Genomic DNA, 15,257 nt, shown 5'->3' on the forward strand with positions numbered 1-15,257 from the left:
GACTGCCAGCCATGTTGAAATGGCAGGGGAGGGCGCCGGGCATGATCCGCCTTAAGGGAATTTTTGCAAGTGTTCTGGGTGCGGGCCTGATTTTTGCCCCGCTGGCTCAGGCGCAGTCGAATGGCGGCGAATTGTCGGTCGAGGAAATCACCGAAGCCTTCAAGAAGCAGAAGACACGCGGCCTGGTGATCGTGCCAAGCAGCACAGCTGCGGCCGAGGATCCTGCGGAGGAAACCGCAATCGTTGCCGCCGCAGCCGAGGAATACAATCCGGTCGACCGGCAAACCCAGATCAATGTCCAGATCTCCTTTGACTTCGACAGCGCCGCGCTGCGCGCCGATCAGGCGCCGAAACTGGCCAATATGTGCGCCTCGATGAAGGCGCTGGATGGCACCGTGTTCCAGATCATCGGCCATACCGACAGTTCTGGGTCCGCCGCTTATAATGAACGGCTGTCGCTGCTGCGAGCGCAGGAAGTGCGCCGCCACCTGATCAGTTCCTGCGGTGTGGGCGAGGAAATGCTCAAGGCCATCGGCATGGGTGAAACCGCGCCCTACAACGAAAACAATACGCGCGCCGATGAAAACCGCCGTGTTGAATTCCAGGCTCTGGGCTGACCACAGCCCCGACCCGCGGCGGACCAGAGGCCAGGGAGACTTCCATGCTTGAATCGCGCCCTGGCGACTTGTTCCAGCCGGGTGACCTGCTGAACAATACCTACAGGATCGAATGCCTGCTGGGCCGCGGCGGCACGTCTCATGTCTATAAGGCACGCTCGGAAATTTCCGGCAACCTGGTGGCCCTGAAGGTGCTGAAACAGGAACTTGCCGCCAATGAGGACTTCACCGTCCTGATGGCGCGCGAGGAGAATATCCGCGAAATCCGCCATGCTGCTGTGGTGCGCTATTCGGAAAATCACCGCACGCCGGACGGGCATATCTATCTTCTGATGGACTATGTCGAAGGCCCCGGTCTTGACAAGCGCCTGAAACAGGGGCCGATGGCGGCTGACGACCTGCTGGTGATTTGCCGCCGGGTGGCCCAGGGTCTGCAGGCGGCGCATATCCGCAACATCGTCCACCGCGATCTTAGCCCGGACAACATCATCCTGCGCGGCGGGGATCCGGCCGAAGCCGTCATCATCGATTTCGGCATCGCCAAAGACACCAATCCGGGCGCTCAGACCATTGTCGGAAATGAGTTTGCCGGCAAATACTCCTATGCCGCACCGGAACAGATGAGCGGTGACACCGACGCCCGCTCGGATATCTACTCGCTGGGGGCGCTGCTCTTGGCCAACTTCCGCGGCGCGGCGCCGAAACTTGGCGCCAATCCGATGGAAGTGGTTGAAAATAAGCAAAAACCGCTCGACACGGATGGCTTGCCCGAACCCTTCAAAACCCTGATCGAGCGGATGTGCGCCCCGGATCCGAACGCGCGGTTCCAGAATGCAGGGGAAGTTCTGGCCTTTCTGGACAATCCCGATGGCGGCAGTCTGGGGGATGTGCTGGATGACCCGGCTGAGGACGCCACTATTATCGTCCCGCAGACCAGCAAACCCGCACCGCCGCCGCAACCCCCCGCCAATCCGGTTCAGGGCAAGGCAGAGGAAGGCAGCCGCGGCGGTCTATGGGCGGCCTTGGCGGTTTTGCTTCTGCTCGGCGGCGGCGGGGCCGGCGCCTACTTCAGCGGTATGTTCGACAATGTTCTCCAGCCCTCCTACCCTGTGGCCCGCCCCTATTCCTTCATCGCCGAAAAACCCGTTGATGGCCCGGTCCAGATCGTTGGCAATGTGCCGTCCGAAGCGGCACGCGATGCCCTTCTGGCGCTGTCTCAGGATGCCGATCTGACGCTGGCCTCCGGCGCGATATCCGACACTTGGGGCGTCGATGTGCTGGACACGGTCAAGCCGCTTGAGGGCTTGCGCGAATGGCGTCTGGTCGTCAGCAACAACAAGGCCCGGCTCACCGGCACCACCGACGACACCAACGTCGCCGAAATGCTGAACGAGCTGTTCCGCAACGGCCTGCCCGGCGCCCTGGAAGGCAAGGCCGAGATCCGGTTTGAGCTGCCGATGCTGCCGGTGGCCGAGGTCAAGGCGGTGATGGAGGCTTTTGCCGATTGCGGCCCGCTGCTGCGGGACGGCAATGGCCATTACGACGGTTACGCGCCCAGCGACCCGGTGCTGATCAGCGGCCGCGTCGCCAGCACCGCCACCCGGCTGGAACTGTTCGATGCGCTGCGCGCGCTGGCGCATGAACGCCAGGTGGTACTGGATGTGGAGGTGCTGAACGACGCGCTTTGTGTTGTCGAACAGCACCTGCCCAAAGCCCCCTCCGGCGGCGCCGAAGTGGCATTTGCTGTTGGCGGAACAACGGTGGAGCCCAACCCCTCGGGCCGGTTCTTTGTCGGCGAAAACCCGGTCATCGACATCGTGCTGCCGGGTGATGTGACCGAGGGTTACCTGACCGTGTCGATCCTGGATGTTTCAGGCAATGTGTTCCACCTGCTGCCCAACATCTCGCGCGAAGACAATGCCGTTGCCAGTCTGCGGGATGGTGCCGTCGGCGCGGTTCCCGTGCGGGTCGCCTATAGTCTGGAAGAATCCGCCACCGGCGGCGGCATTGCTTTCAAGGTTGATGACAGTACCCTTGGCAAAAGCAAAGTGCTGGTCCTGCACTCGTCGGAACCGCTGTTTGACGGCATGCGCCCAACCTCCGAAAGCGCAGTTGGCTTTGCCGAAGCATTGCAGGCCAGCTACGAAGGTGATTCCAGCCGCATCCGCTCGCTGGACAGCCGCATTCTGGTCACCGCCAGGCCCTGATCAGGAAACCGGATTTTCGCCCCGCGGCCCGGCAGACGCGTGTTTTCCGGGTTGTTTGTTCGTACCGAAACGGCGGCGTCACAGGACGTCAATCACCACAGCGGTAATGTTATCCGCACCGCCCCCATTCAGCGCGATCTGGATCAGCTGATCGCCGACGGTCTCCAGCGGCGTGCCGGTCAGCGCATCCTCCAGAATCTTGAAGGTGGCATATTTTGTCAGCCCGTCCGAGCAGATCAGGAAGCGGTCGCCAGGTTCCGTGTCGCCGCGGATCTTATCGATCTCCAACTCCTCCCCAACACCCACAGCACGGGTGATCGCGTTGGATTGCGGATGCTGTTCCGCCTCGTCCCATGTCATTTTTCCAGCCAGCACAAATTCTGCCACAGCCGAGTGATCCTCGGTCAGCATTTCGATATGCCCGTCCCGCAGCCGGTAGATCCGGCTGTCGCCGGCCCATAGCCCGGCAAAATGCTGATTAGCCATGACCAGCGCCGCAACTGTCGATCCGATTGTGCCGCCGCCACGGGCTTCCGCCTCAGTCCGGATCGCCTTGTGCGCGGCCTGTATCGCCTCCCGCAGCGCATGCATCCGCGCCGCGGGATCCAGCCCCAGCGGGATCATGGCCGCCGCATCGGCGATCAGCCGGCTGGCATAATCCCCTGCGTCGTGCCCCCCCATTCCGTCGGCCACAAGCCAGATATCATGCTCAGGCAGGGCCAGAACGGCGTCCTCGTTGACCTTGCGCTTAAGTCCCACATGGGTTTGCGCAGTGTAGCGGTATTGGCGCAATTGGTTCATCACAGCCCCTCCGCGCCCGCCCAAACCGGCGCCCCGAGATCAAAAAGCCCCAGTGCGGTGCCGCCTTGCGGAAGATCCGCGCAGGCCAGTCTCCGCGGCACGCCATCCAGCATCGCCGTCCACAGGCTGCAGCCGGTCAGCTTCCCTTCCAGCGCAGCACCCGGCAATGCGCCAGGCAGCACTTCCGGTCCCTGGGCACCGGCCAATACAAGACCCGGGCCTGCAGCCGGTAACGGATCCGCCGTCCGAATGTCCGGCACTGGAATACCCGCAAGCGCTTCCGCCAGCCTGTCCTTGGTCATCGTATCCTCCAATGCATCCAGCGCCACGTCTTCCAGCCGTTCAAACAGCGCCCCCTCGCCAAAGTGAGGCGCGGCGGCCAAACCATTCCCTGGCAGCGCCGCCATCAGCGTCAGCGGAAACCGCCGGCCGACCCGGTCAACCGAAGGCATCAGCACTCCGATCACCCGTTGCGCACCGGCCAGACCGGCAGGCAGGGTAAACCGCCAGATCGGGGCGGTCATGTAGTGGGCGTCAAAGCCCGGACCATATTCACCCCGCCCGTCCAGCATAACCTGTTGCAGCCAGGCATCCCAAACCCGCACAAATCCGCCCGGCGTATTCAGCCGGAAAAAGTCCCCGGCTGAAGGCATCTTACCGAATGCGCCGAACCCCGCCATTACATCGACTTCGGGCAGCTGAATTTTGCCATTGCCGGCAGGGCGAAGGGGTTGATGACAGACCCGGACTGCAGTTCGAACAACGCCAGACGTCCGCCGACGCGGAAATTCACCCGCCGCCGGTCAGAGACATTGGTGCGCCGCACCTCTGCCGCATCCAGCAGCCGGAACCAGGCCCAGGGCCCGTCCCGCGACATCACGTTTTCGGCGTCGCGCTTCTTGGGCAAAAGGGTGATCCGCGCCAGCCCGACGGACCCCGGCCAGGTCACAGCCACAGGCGTCGGCGCACCGGACCGGTGGTTATAGGCCACTTTGGAGCCATCGATTTCCAGCACAACCTCCTTGGCCTTGGGGTCCAGCGCATTAACGGTGATCTGGAACTGCACCGCAGGCTGGGCACCGCCGGCAAAAAACGCCTCCTTGATCTCGGCGGCATATTGCATCTGCTGCAGCACCGCCGGGCTGATGCCCAGATCCACGTCGTTCACCCGCTTCCAGGTCCAGGGGCGGCTGCGGGTATCGACGTATTTCAACAGCTGATCGTTGAAGAAGCCATCGATCATCCCGCCGGGCGCAAACAGCTTGGCAAAATCCGCCATTGCCACATCGGCGCGAGCCGAGCGGTTGAACGGATAGCGGTTCCCCAGCGCCTGCTCGCAGAACGGCAGCACCGCAGATTGCCAGCGCGCATTGATCGAGGCCCGCGTGCCTTCCGAGGTGATCCCCGAAGATCCCGCAGAAATCTGCGTTGCCCATCGTGGCAGCGGCCCGCCCATCCGGCTGGCAGTCTGCTGGAACTGCAGCAGCGCCTGGCCGCTTTGCCCGCCGGTGGCCACGCCCGAGAAGGACATCTTGTTCAGCTCCTGATAGACCTGCTGCAGCTGGCCCATCAGATCATCCAGCTGCGAGGGCTGGCCTTCGGGCCGGTTCACCAGATTGTACAGCCATTCAAACCGCTCCTGCACATAGGCGCCCGGCGGCTTGGCGGCCTGTCCGGGCGCATTTTCAGCAGAGCCGACCAGCGCTTCCAGCAGGATCTGGCCCTGGATCGACAGGTTGGATCGCGCCTCAATCGCGGCCACGTTCTGGGCACCCGCGGCAAGAGTGCCCGCATCCAGCACAGATTTATCCTCATTCAGCCGGGTCTCGTTGCTGACATCTGTCAGAATGTTGACGATCGGCGAGGTCGGCCCGGACAGAACATTGGTGACTTCCACCGCATGGGACAGCGACTCCAGCGGGATAATGTCGATATCCCCCAGGATCTGGTCATAGCGGCTGATGTAGTCGTTGTAATAAAGATCCAGCACATCGCGGCTGAGTTTCAGCAGCACCGCTTCGTTCTGGGCGGCTTCGTTCTGCTCACCCAGCACCCAGGCCTCGCGGTGAACACGCTCGGCGACACTGACCGCCTCCGGCAGGAACACGTTGTGGAAGCCATCATAGGTGAAGATCCCCTCAATCCCCTCGTTCAGCGGCTTGCCGGAGCTGCGCACCAGCACCCGCTTTACCGACGGGCCGCCAACGTCCGTGATCCGCCATTTCGCCAGTGCAGTGGCCTTCTTGGAGTTCAAGATGCCGTTGTAGACCCGCTGTGCCAGCGGCATTTCCGACAGAATGTTCTGCGCCTGGGCAATCAGCGGACCGTTAAGGGCAATCTCCTCCATCGGCTGTGACAAGAGCGCGGTCAGATGGTCCATCAGATCGGCACGCAGCTGGTTGCGGGCGATGCCGGGATAGGCGATCCGCTCCCAATCGAGCCGCATCCACTCTTTGACCAGGTCCTGGTTCATCGGCCCCTGCAGGCCCAGCATCAGATAGATTTTCAGCGCCTCATACAGCGTGTCGGGGTTGTTGATGTTGCCTTCGATCTGCTGCTCCAGCCGCACCAGAAGCCTTGGCAGAAGACGCTGGTTCAGCGCCGTGCGGTAGGTCTGCGCGGCCTGGGTACCAATCACCTCGCCCTGATATAGGCCATATGTCATCGCCCCGTCAGGATCCGGGTCGGACAGTACCGGGTTGCCCGGCATGTCGCGCAGGTTGTTCAGCGCTGCGGCCACCGGCACCAGATCGGTATCGCCGACCGGGCTGGGCGGTAGCTGCGCCGCAGCGGCCTGATAGGCAGAAACCTGGCCTTCGGCCTGAGCAATCAGATCGGTGTTCTTAAGGTAGGAACGCACCCAAAGCGCACCCATTCCAATCGCCACCAGAACGGTGACGGTGATCGCAATCCGGCGGGTCCAGCGGTAGCGGCGTTCCACCTTGTCATCCGCCGACACCAGTCCGGCCTCAGGGAACATCACGCTCTCGAACAGGCGGGTCAGGAAGAAGCTGCGCCCGGTGCCCTGCCCGGTGCCAATCGCCTGCCGGCCGATGCCAAAAGTCTGCGCCATGCCCAGCATCAGCCGGTCGATCGGCGTGCCTTCCTGGGTGCCGGAAGTGAAATATATCCCGCGCAGCATCTGGCGTTGCTCATAACGGTTGTCTTGAAACACTTCCGTCAGAAACTCACGCGCAACACCCCGCATCGAGGCCACCTGCGCCGGGAAACCGGCAATCAGTGCGCGGCGCTGATGGTCGGTCTCGGTCTGCATCTTCTCCAAAAGCTGCGCATTGACCTGCCCCAGCAGCAGCCCGAACTCCTCGTCAAACCCGGCAATCGGCGCGGCGTCCTTTTTGCCCTTGGGCAACGGCAGGGTGAAACCCCAGACCTGTTCGCGGTCCTCTTTGCCCAAAGCGTCATGGAATTCCTGAAAACCTGCAATCAGGTCCGCCTTGGTGAACAGCACATAGACCGGGAACCGCACCCCCAGCTTCTCGCGCAGCTCCGCCAGACGGCGGCGCACCGCGGCGGCGTGGCTTTTCTGGGTGATTTCATCCTGCAGCGACAGATCCGACAGCGAGATTGCAATAATCGCGCCGTTGATCGGCTGCCGCTTGCGGTATTTCTTCATCAGCCCCAGGAAACCCAGCCAGGCGGCGTTGTCTGCCTCCGCGTCGCTTTCCTGCGTGGTGTAACGCCCCGCCGTGTCGATCAGCACCGCGTCATTGGTGAACCACCAATCGCAGTTGCGGGTGCCGCCGACGCCGCCAATCGCGGCCTTGCCCAGTTTTTCCGCCAGCGGGAATTGCAGGCCGGAATTCACAATCGCCGTGGTTTTGCCCGCGCCCGGCGGGCCGATCATAATGTACCACGGCAGATCGTTCAGGTGCCGGCGCCCGCCCTTGGACTTGCGCAGCTCTTTCATCGCGTCCTTGAACTTGCCGCGTAGTTCGCCGATTTCCTCTGACAAAACATCATCTTCCGAGGTATCCACCGCCTCGGCGATCTCCTCGGTCATCTCCTTGTCCTTGCGGCGGCGGCGCCAGAAGATGATGCCGATGATGATGAAGTACAGAAGGAAGATCACCCCGATGGTGATCAACCGCGCCGTCACGCTGTCAAACGGGCGCCAGTCTTGACTGCCGATGAAGGGCGCGAAAAACCACACACAGGCCGACAGCACCGCTGCCAGGACCAGCAGGATGGTGTAGATCGACCGGAACAGGGGAAAGATATAACGGCGGATCATCCTTCAACCTCCTGAACCAGCAGGATTTCGATCCTGCGGTTCTTGGCCCGCCCTGCGCGGGTGCTGTTGTCTGCAATCGGTTCCTTGTCGGCGCGGCCCTCGGCCGACAGCCGGTCCGGATCTGTCATCACCTTGGCCATGCCTGCCATCACCGATTTCGCCCGCGCCAGTGACAGCGCCATATTGGACGGAAAACGGGAGGAGCGGATTGGAATATTGTCGGAATGGCCAGCCACGATAATTTTGCCCTTTTCGTCATTCAGCGACTCAGCCACCCGGTTCACCGAAGACCGGAATTTACTGCTGAGCTGGTCCGACCCCGAACCGAACATGCCTGAACCGGCCAGCCGGATAATCAGCGTGTTGCCCTTCTGGAAGACCTGCACGATGCCTTCCTTGATCTCCGGCTCCAAGAAGCCCGAGACCTTGGCGATCTGTTCTTCGGTCGTCGGCGCAGGCGGCGGCGGAGGCGGCGGCGGCGCACGCCGCTCCAGCTCTGCCTTGGGGCCGGAATCGACAATCGTCAGCTGCCCGACCACATTCTCGGTCTGGTTCGACAGCATCCAGCTGAGACCCAGGAACTGCAATGCCAGCACCACGCATGTGGCCGCCAGGGTGATCCACACCAGCCGCCAGACCGACAACGCCTTGAACGGTTTGATCAGCCCTTCCCAATGCGGCGACAAATCGCGCTCGATGGGCCCGCGCTGATTGCGGATGATCCGGGCCAGCGCGCCGCGGATCTGCAAATGCTTCTCGGAACCGCCCTGCTCCACCCGCAGGCGTCCCTCGAACCCCAGCGACAGGCACATGTACAGGAACTCGAGCATATCGATATTGCCGCCCGGCTCCTTCTCCAGCCGTGCCAGCAGGTCATAGAAACGGTCGCCGCCCACCACTTCGCGGTGGAAAGTCGCCACCATCGACTGCAGCCCCCAGGCGGATTGCCCGCCCCAGGGCGTGTTCAGCACCACGTCATCCAGCGTCGCGCACAGCGCATAGCGCGCAATCTTGACGGTCTGCGCGGCAATGCCCGCCTGCAGGGCGCGGTTTTCAAACGCACGTACCTCAGCCACAACATTCTTGCGCAGCCCATCCGGGTCCATGTGCTGGGCCCGGTTCCGGATGCGGGAAATCAGCGCAAACAGGGTCGAGGCACAGGCGGTCAGCTGGTTCATCCCCGTCAGCGCCATTTTCGGCGCCTTCGCCCCGCCCGCAGCGGCCTGCGGTCTGGGTGCCGCTGCCTGCGGCACGCCATAGGCGTCCAGACCGGCCTCGGCCGGTTGCTGTTCCGCTCCCGGCTGGACCTGCGGTGTCTCCGGCTGCTGCACCGGCGTGGCCGTCCGCCGCCCGCCCGGGTTCGGCTTGATCACCGTCTTGTCGGTATCCCCCGGTTCCGCAAAGGGATCGTCATAATCAGCCATCTCAGCATCTTCCCTTACGCATTACGGATCGCCCAAAGCTCCATCTTAAGCCCCGGATACTGGCCCGACACATGCACCGCGATGCCGCCCGACGTGGTCATCTTGCGCCAATAGGGGCTATCCGCATCCATCTCGAAATAGACCACGCCGGAATGATAGGGGATCTGCCGCGGCGCCACTGGCAAGGGCCGCAGGGTGATCCCCGGCAATGCCGAATTCACCAGCTGGCGGATCTCCTCGACGGGGCCGATCTTGGCTTGGCCCGAGAAATGCTTGCGCACATCCTCGGCCGGAATATCCGCGCTGACCGCCAGCACAAAACCAGCATTGCCCAGCAGCTTGCGGTCGGCAATGACCCCCACCGAGATACCGTATTTGCGCGCCTCCAGCTTGATCGGAATCGCGGTCTGCTCCAGCACTGAGCTCAGATACTGGCGCAGCACCCGGATCACCGGCGCAAAGCATTCCACCAGATTGTCATGGGTATAGGGCGGAAACTCCGGCGCCTGTTTTTCGGTCGACATGAACACCGACAGCTCCCCGGCCAGCCCGGCACAGGCGGTGAACAGCCGTTCGGGATGCAGGTTCTCGATATTGCGCAGATGCCGTACTTGCGGCAGCATCCGGTTGACCACGGCCAGCAGCATGAAATCCGACACATCCGCCACCCCGCGGGCGCCGCCGGCCTCTGACAAGCGGCCCGCCAGCGCTTCCATCCGGTGCGCCAGCAACCCCTCCAGCTCACGCAGGAAACCGCTAAGCGCAGGCGCCGCCCGCACATCCAGGCAAGCCGGGACAAAGGCCTGATCCAGCACGATCTCCTTGTCCGGGCGCACCTCGATGATGCGCGCCACGGGGATCGCCAGCAGATCGGCCAGATCGTCCACCTCCAGCGCGAACTGCAGCCGCATCTTGCCCACATCCAGCTCCACCGGCTTACGCTCGGTCGAGGTCACATCGGTCACTTCCTGCTTGTCCGGGCGCAACCGGCTGGCCGAACGTTCGGCGCCGCTCAGATCGACCTCGGTGGCGCCCTGGCGGCGCTGCGGCACGGTCATGTAGACGATGCAATCCTTGACTGTCGACGGCACTTCCATCGCCGGCGGATGCGGATCCGCCATAGGCACCCGGAACACCGTGCCGTCATGGGTCAGCCCTTCGCAGGACTTCACTGCGAACTGGCCGATCTTCAGCGCCTCATGGTCGATCTCCAGCCCGTTCACGCCCCAGGCATAGGGGCTGAGCCGCCGCGCCAGCCCGGCAACCAGCGCCTCGTTATACCGGTCGGACTGCTGGAAGTGATGCGGCTGCAGAAACAGCCCCTCCGTCCAAAGTACTTTACTGTCCCAGGACACCGGGATCTCCTCTCAGTTGCGGGCACGCGCCAGCGGCGCGGTGCGCATCAGTCCTTCAGCCTGTCCAGCTGATCCTTGTAGGCACGCGCGAACTCGCGGCTGAACAAGTCGTGAAAATCATTCTCAGCCTGATCGGAAATCTCCGCATACAGCTGTTCGTAGACGTCCCAGTACTGCGCCTTCTTGCCACGCAGGAGGCCCTTGAGGCCGGCCTTCGTTTCGATCTGGCTTTCCAGCGCCTTGGGGTCGAGCCGTTTCAAGACACCTTTCAGCGCCGCTTCCATGCCGGTAACCATCGCCACCTCATGCGCCTTGATATCGCGCAGCGCTTCTTCGGCAGCCGTCTCTGGCGACAAGTAGCCCTTGGTCGCCGGACGCACCATCGCTTCAACCGCCTGCTCCGGTGTAATCGAGAATTTCAGCGGGTTGTTTCCGCCCGCCGAGATCATCGTCTGTTCAATCCGGAATTCAGACTTGATCGAGGTCCGCGTCATCAGGATTTCGCGCAGGCCGGTGACCAGCGTCCGCATCACCCGGCCCATGCGCGCCATGGTGCTGGCGTGTTCCGTCGGATCAAGGCTGACTTCGGCGCCCGCACCCTTCAGGAACGCAGCCACCGCGTCTTGCGACTCAGCTGACGGCAGTGCCGCGGATGCGATGGTTTTTTCTTCCCCGGCAGCCGTATCCTGCACCGGCGGTATCTCGGTCGGCGGTGCGGGCGGCACTTCCGGCGGCGGCGCTGCGGGCGGGGTTTCCGGCACCGGGCCCGGAACCTCCCGCGGCGGCGGCGCGGGTTGCGGATCGGGAGCAGGCACCGGGGTTTCCGGCTCGCCTATTCCCGACAGGAAATCATCGTCCCAATCGTCCGGGATCATGCTCGACTGCGCTGCAGGCACCGCAAACCCGTCCGAAGCGGTCGGGTTGTGGTTGGCCAGACTGGCCCCCTCCCCTTCGCGCCCGTCGCTGGCTTTCTGAAAAAACGGATCTTCTTCCTCGCCCAGGGGCGGCAGCAGCTCATCAATCGGATCCACCGGATTCAGCTGCGCAGGCCCCTTCAGCCCCTCACCCAGCAAATCATCCAGGAAATCACCGCCCGGCCCCGCGTCCTCCAGCAGTTGCAGCGGATCCGGCGCATTGGCGGCATTGCCGTGCGAGGCCGGCCCCTGCGCGGCGGGGGCAGCAATCATGCCGCCGACATCCGCCAGATCATCGCGGATTTCCACCACCAGCTCATAGTTGCCGACGCACAGCACATCTCCGTTGTTAAGCGGCGTCGGCGTGCGGCCCAGCGGGATTTTGGAATAATTCAGAAAAGTGCCGTTGGAGCTGAGGTCAACCACCACCACATTGCCGTTGTGATCCTCGATCACGCAGTGATTGCGCGACAGCAGCTGGTCCGGGTCCGGCAATACCAGATCGCAGCTGGCGCCCCGCCCCACGGTCAGGCTCGGCCCCTGCATCGGAACAGGGGCCGCATCGCCGGGCATTGCGCCCGAGCTTTGGAATTTCAGTGTTACTCCCATACCTGGGCTTATCCTCCCACCAGTACGGTGACCTGTCCCATGGTGATCATCCCGCCACAGGCTGCTGTATCCAAGATGCGCGCCGCAGGCAGGTTGTTGATCAGCACCGTGCCAGACCCCTTGACGATCGGATGAGGCGGTGCCGCTGTGCACATGTCAGACACCCGCGCCGCAGGCAGGCTGCCGACAAGAACAGTCACCGCGCAGGGCGGCAGGATCGGCGTCGGCACCGGCAGCACCGGCGGCGGCGGGGTTGAGGGCAGCATGCAGGCATGCAGATCCGTCATCCGGGCCTGTGGCATTCCCATAACTTACATCCTTCCTCAGCTCTGCGTTGCCGCTTCCGGCACCTGGACCACCTGCCCCTTGCCGCCACGTGCAATATCCAGCGCCCGCTCTATCAGAACACCGCCGTGTTCTTCAAACTTATCAGACAATTGACCCAAGGCCACCATATTCATGGCAAAGGCCGCCGCCTCGGACGCGCCCGCCGGGGCGGGATATTGGTTCAATTCACCCGGCCCCAGCGTTCCAGCCGCATAAAGCACCGCCAGCGCGCAATTCACCGTGTCATCATCCACATAAGCATGATCCAATGTGATGCGCGCCTTATCGCGGTTTTCCTCGGATGGCTCAAACACCCAGGCCTCCGACGCCGTCAGCGAGGCCGGATCCTGGTCCGAGCGCGGCCCGATGTAATCGCGCGCTGCCAGACAGGCCCACCACACCCGCTCCCGCGGGGGCAGCAGTACCGCCAGCGTGCGCAGCAGATCGACCAGCGCGCCCTTGCGGTCCAGCTCCTCCAGCACCATTCCCGCCTGCGCCGTCGGGGGCGCCTCCAGCGGTGTTTTCAGGATGACATTTGCCCGTGACAACAGCTTGGCCACCGGGTCAGCGGGCATTTTCACCAGCTTTTCAAATCTTGCCGACATCTGCACCACCTAGTTGATCATCGTGAGGCCGCCCTTCAGGGTCAGCATGGCCTCACCTTTCACGGTGGTCATCGGCGCCTTGGCCTCAACCATTCCAGAGCCTTCGATCTTGATCATCGGCCCCTTGATCGTAACACCGGAATTGTCGATTTTTACTTCAGATGGCCCGACGGTGAGCGTGATCTCCTGCCCCGCCGACATCGCAATCTTGCCCGCAGTCACATCCACGGTGAGATCGCCCATCGACACGGTCTCTGTATGGTTCCCCGTTGAAATGGTTTCGGTCAGGTCGCCGGTGTCCACGTTCAGGGTCATGTTGCCGGTCTGGATGGTCTCGGATTTGTCGCCGGTCTCCACCACTTCGGTCCGGTCGCCCTCATGCACGGTTTCCGTCATGTGCTGCTGGACCGTGAAAACATAGCTCTTCTCGTCCGCCTCAGTGACTTCCGGGTCGGGCGCATCCATGCCAACTGTCACCGTTGAGCGGTCCTTGACCAGCATCTGGTGATCCTTCTCGGCCTGCACCCGCATCAGCTCGCTGTCTTTCTTGTCATCGAACATCAGTTCGTTGTAACCGCCGCCGCCCTTGGAGGAATTGGTCTTGATCCCCAGCTGGGTCTGATCGTCGGGATAGGTATAGGGCGGCATCGTTTCAGCATTGTAAAGCATGCCGGTGCAGATCGGCCGGTCCGGATTGCCGTCCTCGAACTGGATCACAACCTCCTGACCTATGCGCGGGATCGCCACCATGCCCCAGTTCTTGCCGGACCAGGGCGTCACTACCCGCACAAAACAAGACGAGGTCTCGTTCTTCTTGCCTTCCCGGTCCCAATGAAACTGGATCTTGATTCGGCCATGCTTGTCGGTCCAGATCTCTTCGCCGCTCTGGCCGACCACGGTTGCGGTCTGCAGCCCCTGCACTTCCGGCCAGGGGGTCACCAGCGGCGCCCGGAACTGATCAGCCTTCAAAATGGCACTGAAGGTCGATGCATAGACGTCGTGCTCCATCTCCTCGGGCACATCCATATTGCGCGCCTTCAGGTCGCGCCGCATCGCCCCCTTGGTGGCAACCTCCTTCTTCTTCTGACTCTCCCGCTCGCCATAATCCCAAGCCACCTTGACATGATGCTCTGTCTCGATGACGAGATATTCCTTGTTGTTCTCCTTCACCGGATGTTTTTCCATCGTGAAGGTGCTGCCGGTGCCCAGGGTCGCCACACTGGACGCACCGCGCCAGCGGATGTGCCTGACCGCCTCCGCTTCCATCCGCACCCGCGACCGCTTGTCCCCCAATGGGGTCTTGGACGGATAGCGGCCCTGGTAGTCATAGACTTCGTATGCACCGTAAGAATGGCTGCCTTTGACTATTTCAGTGGCCGCCTTCAGATCCGCCGAGGGCGTTTCAAAGTTGAAATCATTCAGCGTAACCTTGCCGCGGGTCAGGATTTCCTCCTTGGTCCATTCCGAAATATGCTCCTCGCGCCGCCGGTCACTGTCATCGCGGGCGTGGAACTCAATGCCCGCGCCGCCCTTGATCGGAGAATGCCCCCCGACGCCATCGCACAGCACCAGCTTTTCAACCGCGGTATCGCCAAGGGGACTGTCGAAGTAGAAGTAAATCCCCTCTTCTTCCATCAGCCGGCACAGAAAGGCATAGTCGCTCTCGCGGTATTGCAGGCAGTATTCCCGTTTTTCGTAAGAATCGCTCAGCTTGTCGGTGAAATCGCTGAAACCGTACTCATTGAACAGATCCGTGATGATATCGACCGAGGTCTTTTCCTGAAACACCCGCAGATCGCTGGTCCGCGTCAGCAGCCAGAACCAGGGGCGCACCTCCGCCACATACATCTCGTACCCGTTGCGGAACCCCAGATACTCGACCGAAATGCACAGCCCGTTGAACTGATGCTCGGTTTTCTGGCGCATCACATGCACATTCATCTGCTTGCCGACCAGATCCTGCAGATCGGGCTGGCTCTTGGTCGCGGCAAATTCGATTGTGGTCTCGGTCAGCTTGCTCAGCCCCTCGCGCACAATCGCACGGCTCATCATCAGACCGTCGGTGGAATATGTCCCCGACATCCAGGCGAGGTCGTTTTCATGGCCCTTACTTACAACCATGGGTCCTCCTTTCCGCGACGGGAAC

The 15,257-nt window shown here is 62.4% G+C and carries 11 protein-coding genes; 2 read left to right on the plus strand and 9 right to left on the minus strand.

Annotation, left to right across the window (positions count from 1 at the left end):
- Positions 1-41 precede the first annotated feature (41 nt).
- Positions 42-617, plus strand: coding sequence for an OmpA family protein (locus A2I95_RS13060; RefSeq protein ID WP_291730222.1), 576 nt, complete (start codon positions 42-44; stop codon positions 615-617).
- A 44-nt stretch (positions 618-661) separates the two neighbouring features.
- Positions 662-2,824, plus strand: a complete 2,163-nt coding sequence (locus A2I95_RS13065) for a serine/threonine protein kinase (protein WP_291730225.1) — start codon at positions 662-664, stop codon at positions 2,822-2,824.
- 78 nt (positions 2,825-2,902) lie between these two features.
- On the opposite strand, the gene A2I95_RS13070 is transcribed toward A2I95_RS13065, so the two are convergent.
- From A2I95_RS13070 to A2I95_RS13110, 9 genes are read right to left on the minus strand one after another with little or no spacing between them, the layout of a single operon-like run.
- The gene (locus A2I95_RS13070; RefSeq protein ID WP_291730226.1) at positions 2,903-3,625 is read right to left on the minus strand and encodes a protein phosphatase 2C domain-containing protein; all 723 of its coding nucleotides are present in this window, start codon (positions 3,623-3,625) and stop codon (positions 2,903-2,905) included.
- Entirely contained in the window at positions 3,625-4,305 is a 681-nt protein-coding gene (gene tagF / locus A2I95_RS13075) for a type VI secretion system-associated protein TagF (protein WP_291730229.1), read from the minus strand. The genes A2I95_RS13070 and tagF overlap by 1 nt, the downstream gene beginning before the upstream one ends.
- Positions 4,305-7,877, minus strand: a complete 3,573-nt coding sequence (gene tssM / locus A2I95_RS13080) for a type VI secretion system membrane subunit TssM (RefSeq protein ID WP_291730231.1) — start codon at positions 7,875-7,877, stop codon at positions 4,305-4,307. Before tssM ends, tagF begins: the two co-directional genes overlap by 1 nt.
- On the minus strand, positions 7,874-9,301 hold the full coding sequence (tssL, locus tag A2I95_RS13085) for a type VI secretion system protein TssL, long form (RefSeq protein WP_291730233.1): 1,428 nt from the start codon (positions 9,299-9,301) through the stop codon (positions 7,874-7,876). Before tssL ends, tssM begins: the two co-directional genes overlap by 4 nt.
- Before the next feature lie 14 nt (positions 9,302-9,315).
- Positions 9,316-10,656: a type VI secretion system baseplate subunit TssK gene (gene tssK, locus A2I95_RS13090; protein ID WP_027260160.1), complete on the minus strand. Its 1,341-nt coding sequence runs from the start codon at positions 10,654-10,656 to the stop codon at positions 9,316-9,318.
- A gap of 47 nt (positions 10,657-10,703) precedes the next feature.
- Positions 10,704-12,179, minus strand: a complete 1,476-nt coding sequence (tagH, locus tag A2I95_RS13095; RefSeq protein ID WP_291730237.1) for a type VI secretion system-associated FHA domain protein TagH — start codon at positions 12,177-12,179, stop codon at positions 10,704-10,706.
- An 8-nt stretch (positions 12,180-12,187) separates the two neighbouring features.
- Positions 12,188-12,487: a PAAR domain-containing protein gene (locus A2I95_RS13100; RefSeq protein ID WP_291730238.1), complete on the minus strand. Its 300-nt coding sequence runs from the start codon at positions 12,485-12,487 to the stop codon at positions 12,188-12,190.
- A 15-nt stretch (positions 12,488-12,502) separates the two neighbouring features.
- Positions 12,503-13,111, minus strand: coding sequence for a hypothetical protein (locus A2I95_RS13105; RefSeq protein WP_291730239.1), 609 nt, complete (start codon positions 13,109-13,111; stop codon positions 12,503-12,505).
- 9 nt (positions 13,112-13,120) lie between these two features.
- The gene (locus A2I95_RS13110) at positions 13,121-15,232 is read right to left on the minus strand and encodes a type VI secretion system Vgr family protein (RefSeq protein WP_291730240.1); all 2,112 of its coding nucleotides are present in this window, start codon (positions 15,230-15,232) and stop codon (positions 13,121-13,123) included.
- Between the last annotated feature and the right edge of the window lie 25 nt (positions 15,233-15,257).

This window comes from Leisingera sp. F5 (assembly GCF_001593695.1).

Excerpts from the sequence above, each read along its gene's own strand:
- A2I95_RS13105 (WP_291730239.1), bottom strand. The coding sequence starts at position 13,111 with ATGTCGGCAAGATTTGAAAAGCTGGTGAAAATGCCCGCTGACCCGGTG.
- A2I95_RS13110 (WP_291730240.1), bottom strand. The coding sequence starts at position 15,232 with ATGGTTGTAAGTAAGGGCCATGAAAACGACCTCGCCTGGATGTCGGGG.
- A2I95_RS13070 (WP_291730226.1), bottom strand. The coding sequence starts at position 3,625 with ATGAACCAATTGCGCCAATACCGCTACACTGCGCAAACCCATGTGGGA.
- A2I95_RS13100 (WP_291730238.1), bottom strand. The coding sequence starts at position 12,487 with ATGGGAATGCCACAGGCCCGGATGACGGATCTGCATGCCTGCATGCTG.
- tagF (WP_291730229.1), bottom strand. The coding sequence starts at position 4,305 with ATGGCGGGGTTCGGCGCATTCGGTAAGATGCCTTCAGCCGGGGACTTT.
- tssM (WP_291730231.1), bottom strand. The coding sequence starts at position 7,877 with ATGATCCGCCGTTATATCTTTCCCCTGTTCCGGTCGATCTACACCATC.
- A2I95_RS13065 (WP_291730225.1), top strand. The coding sequence starts at position 662 with ATGCTTGAATCGCGCCCTGGCGACTTGTTCCAGCCGGGTGACCTGCTG.
- tagH (WP_291730237.1), bottom strand. The coding sequence starts at position 12,179 with ATGGGAGTAACACTGAAATTCCAAAGCTCGGGCGCAATGCCCGGCGAT.
- A2I95_RS13060 (WP_291730222.1), top strand. The coding sequence starts at position 42 with ATGATCCGCCTTAAGGGAATTTTTGCAAGTGTTCTGGGTGCGGGCCTG.
- tssL (WP_291730233.1), bottom strand. The coding sequence starts at position 9,301 with ATGGCTGATTATGACGATCCCTTTGCGGAACCGGGGGATACCGACAAG.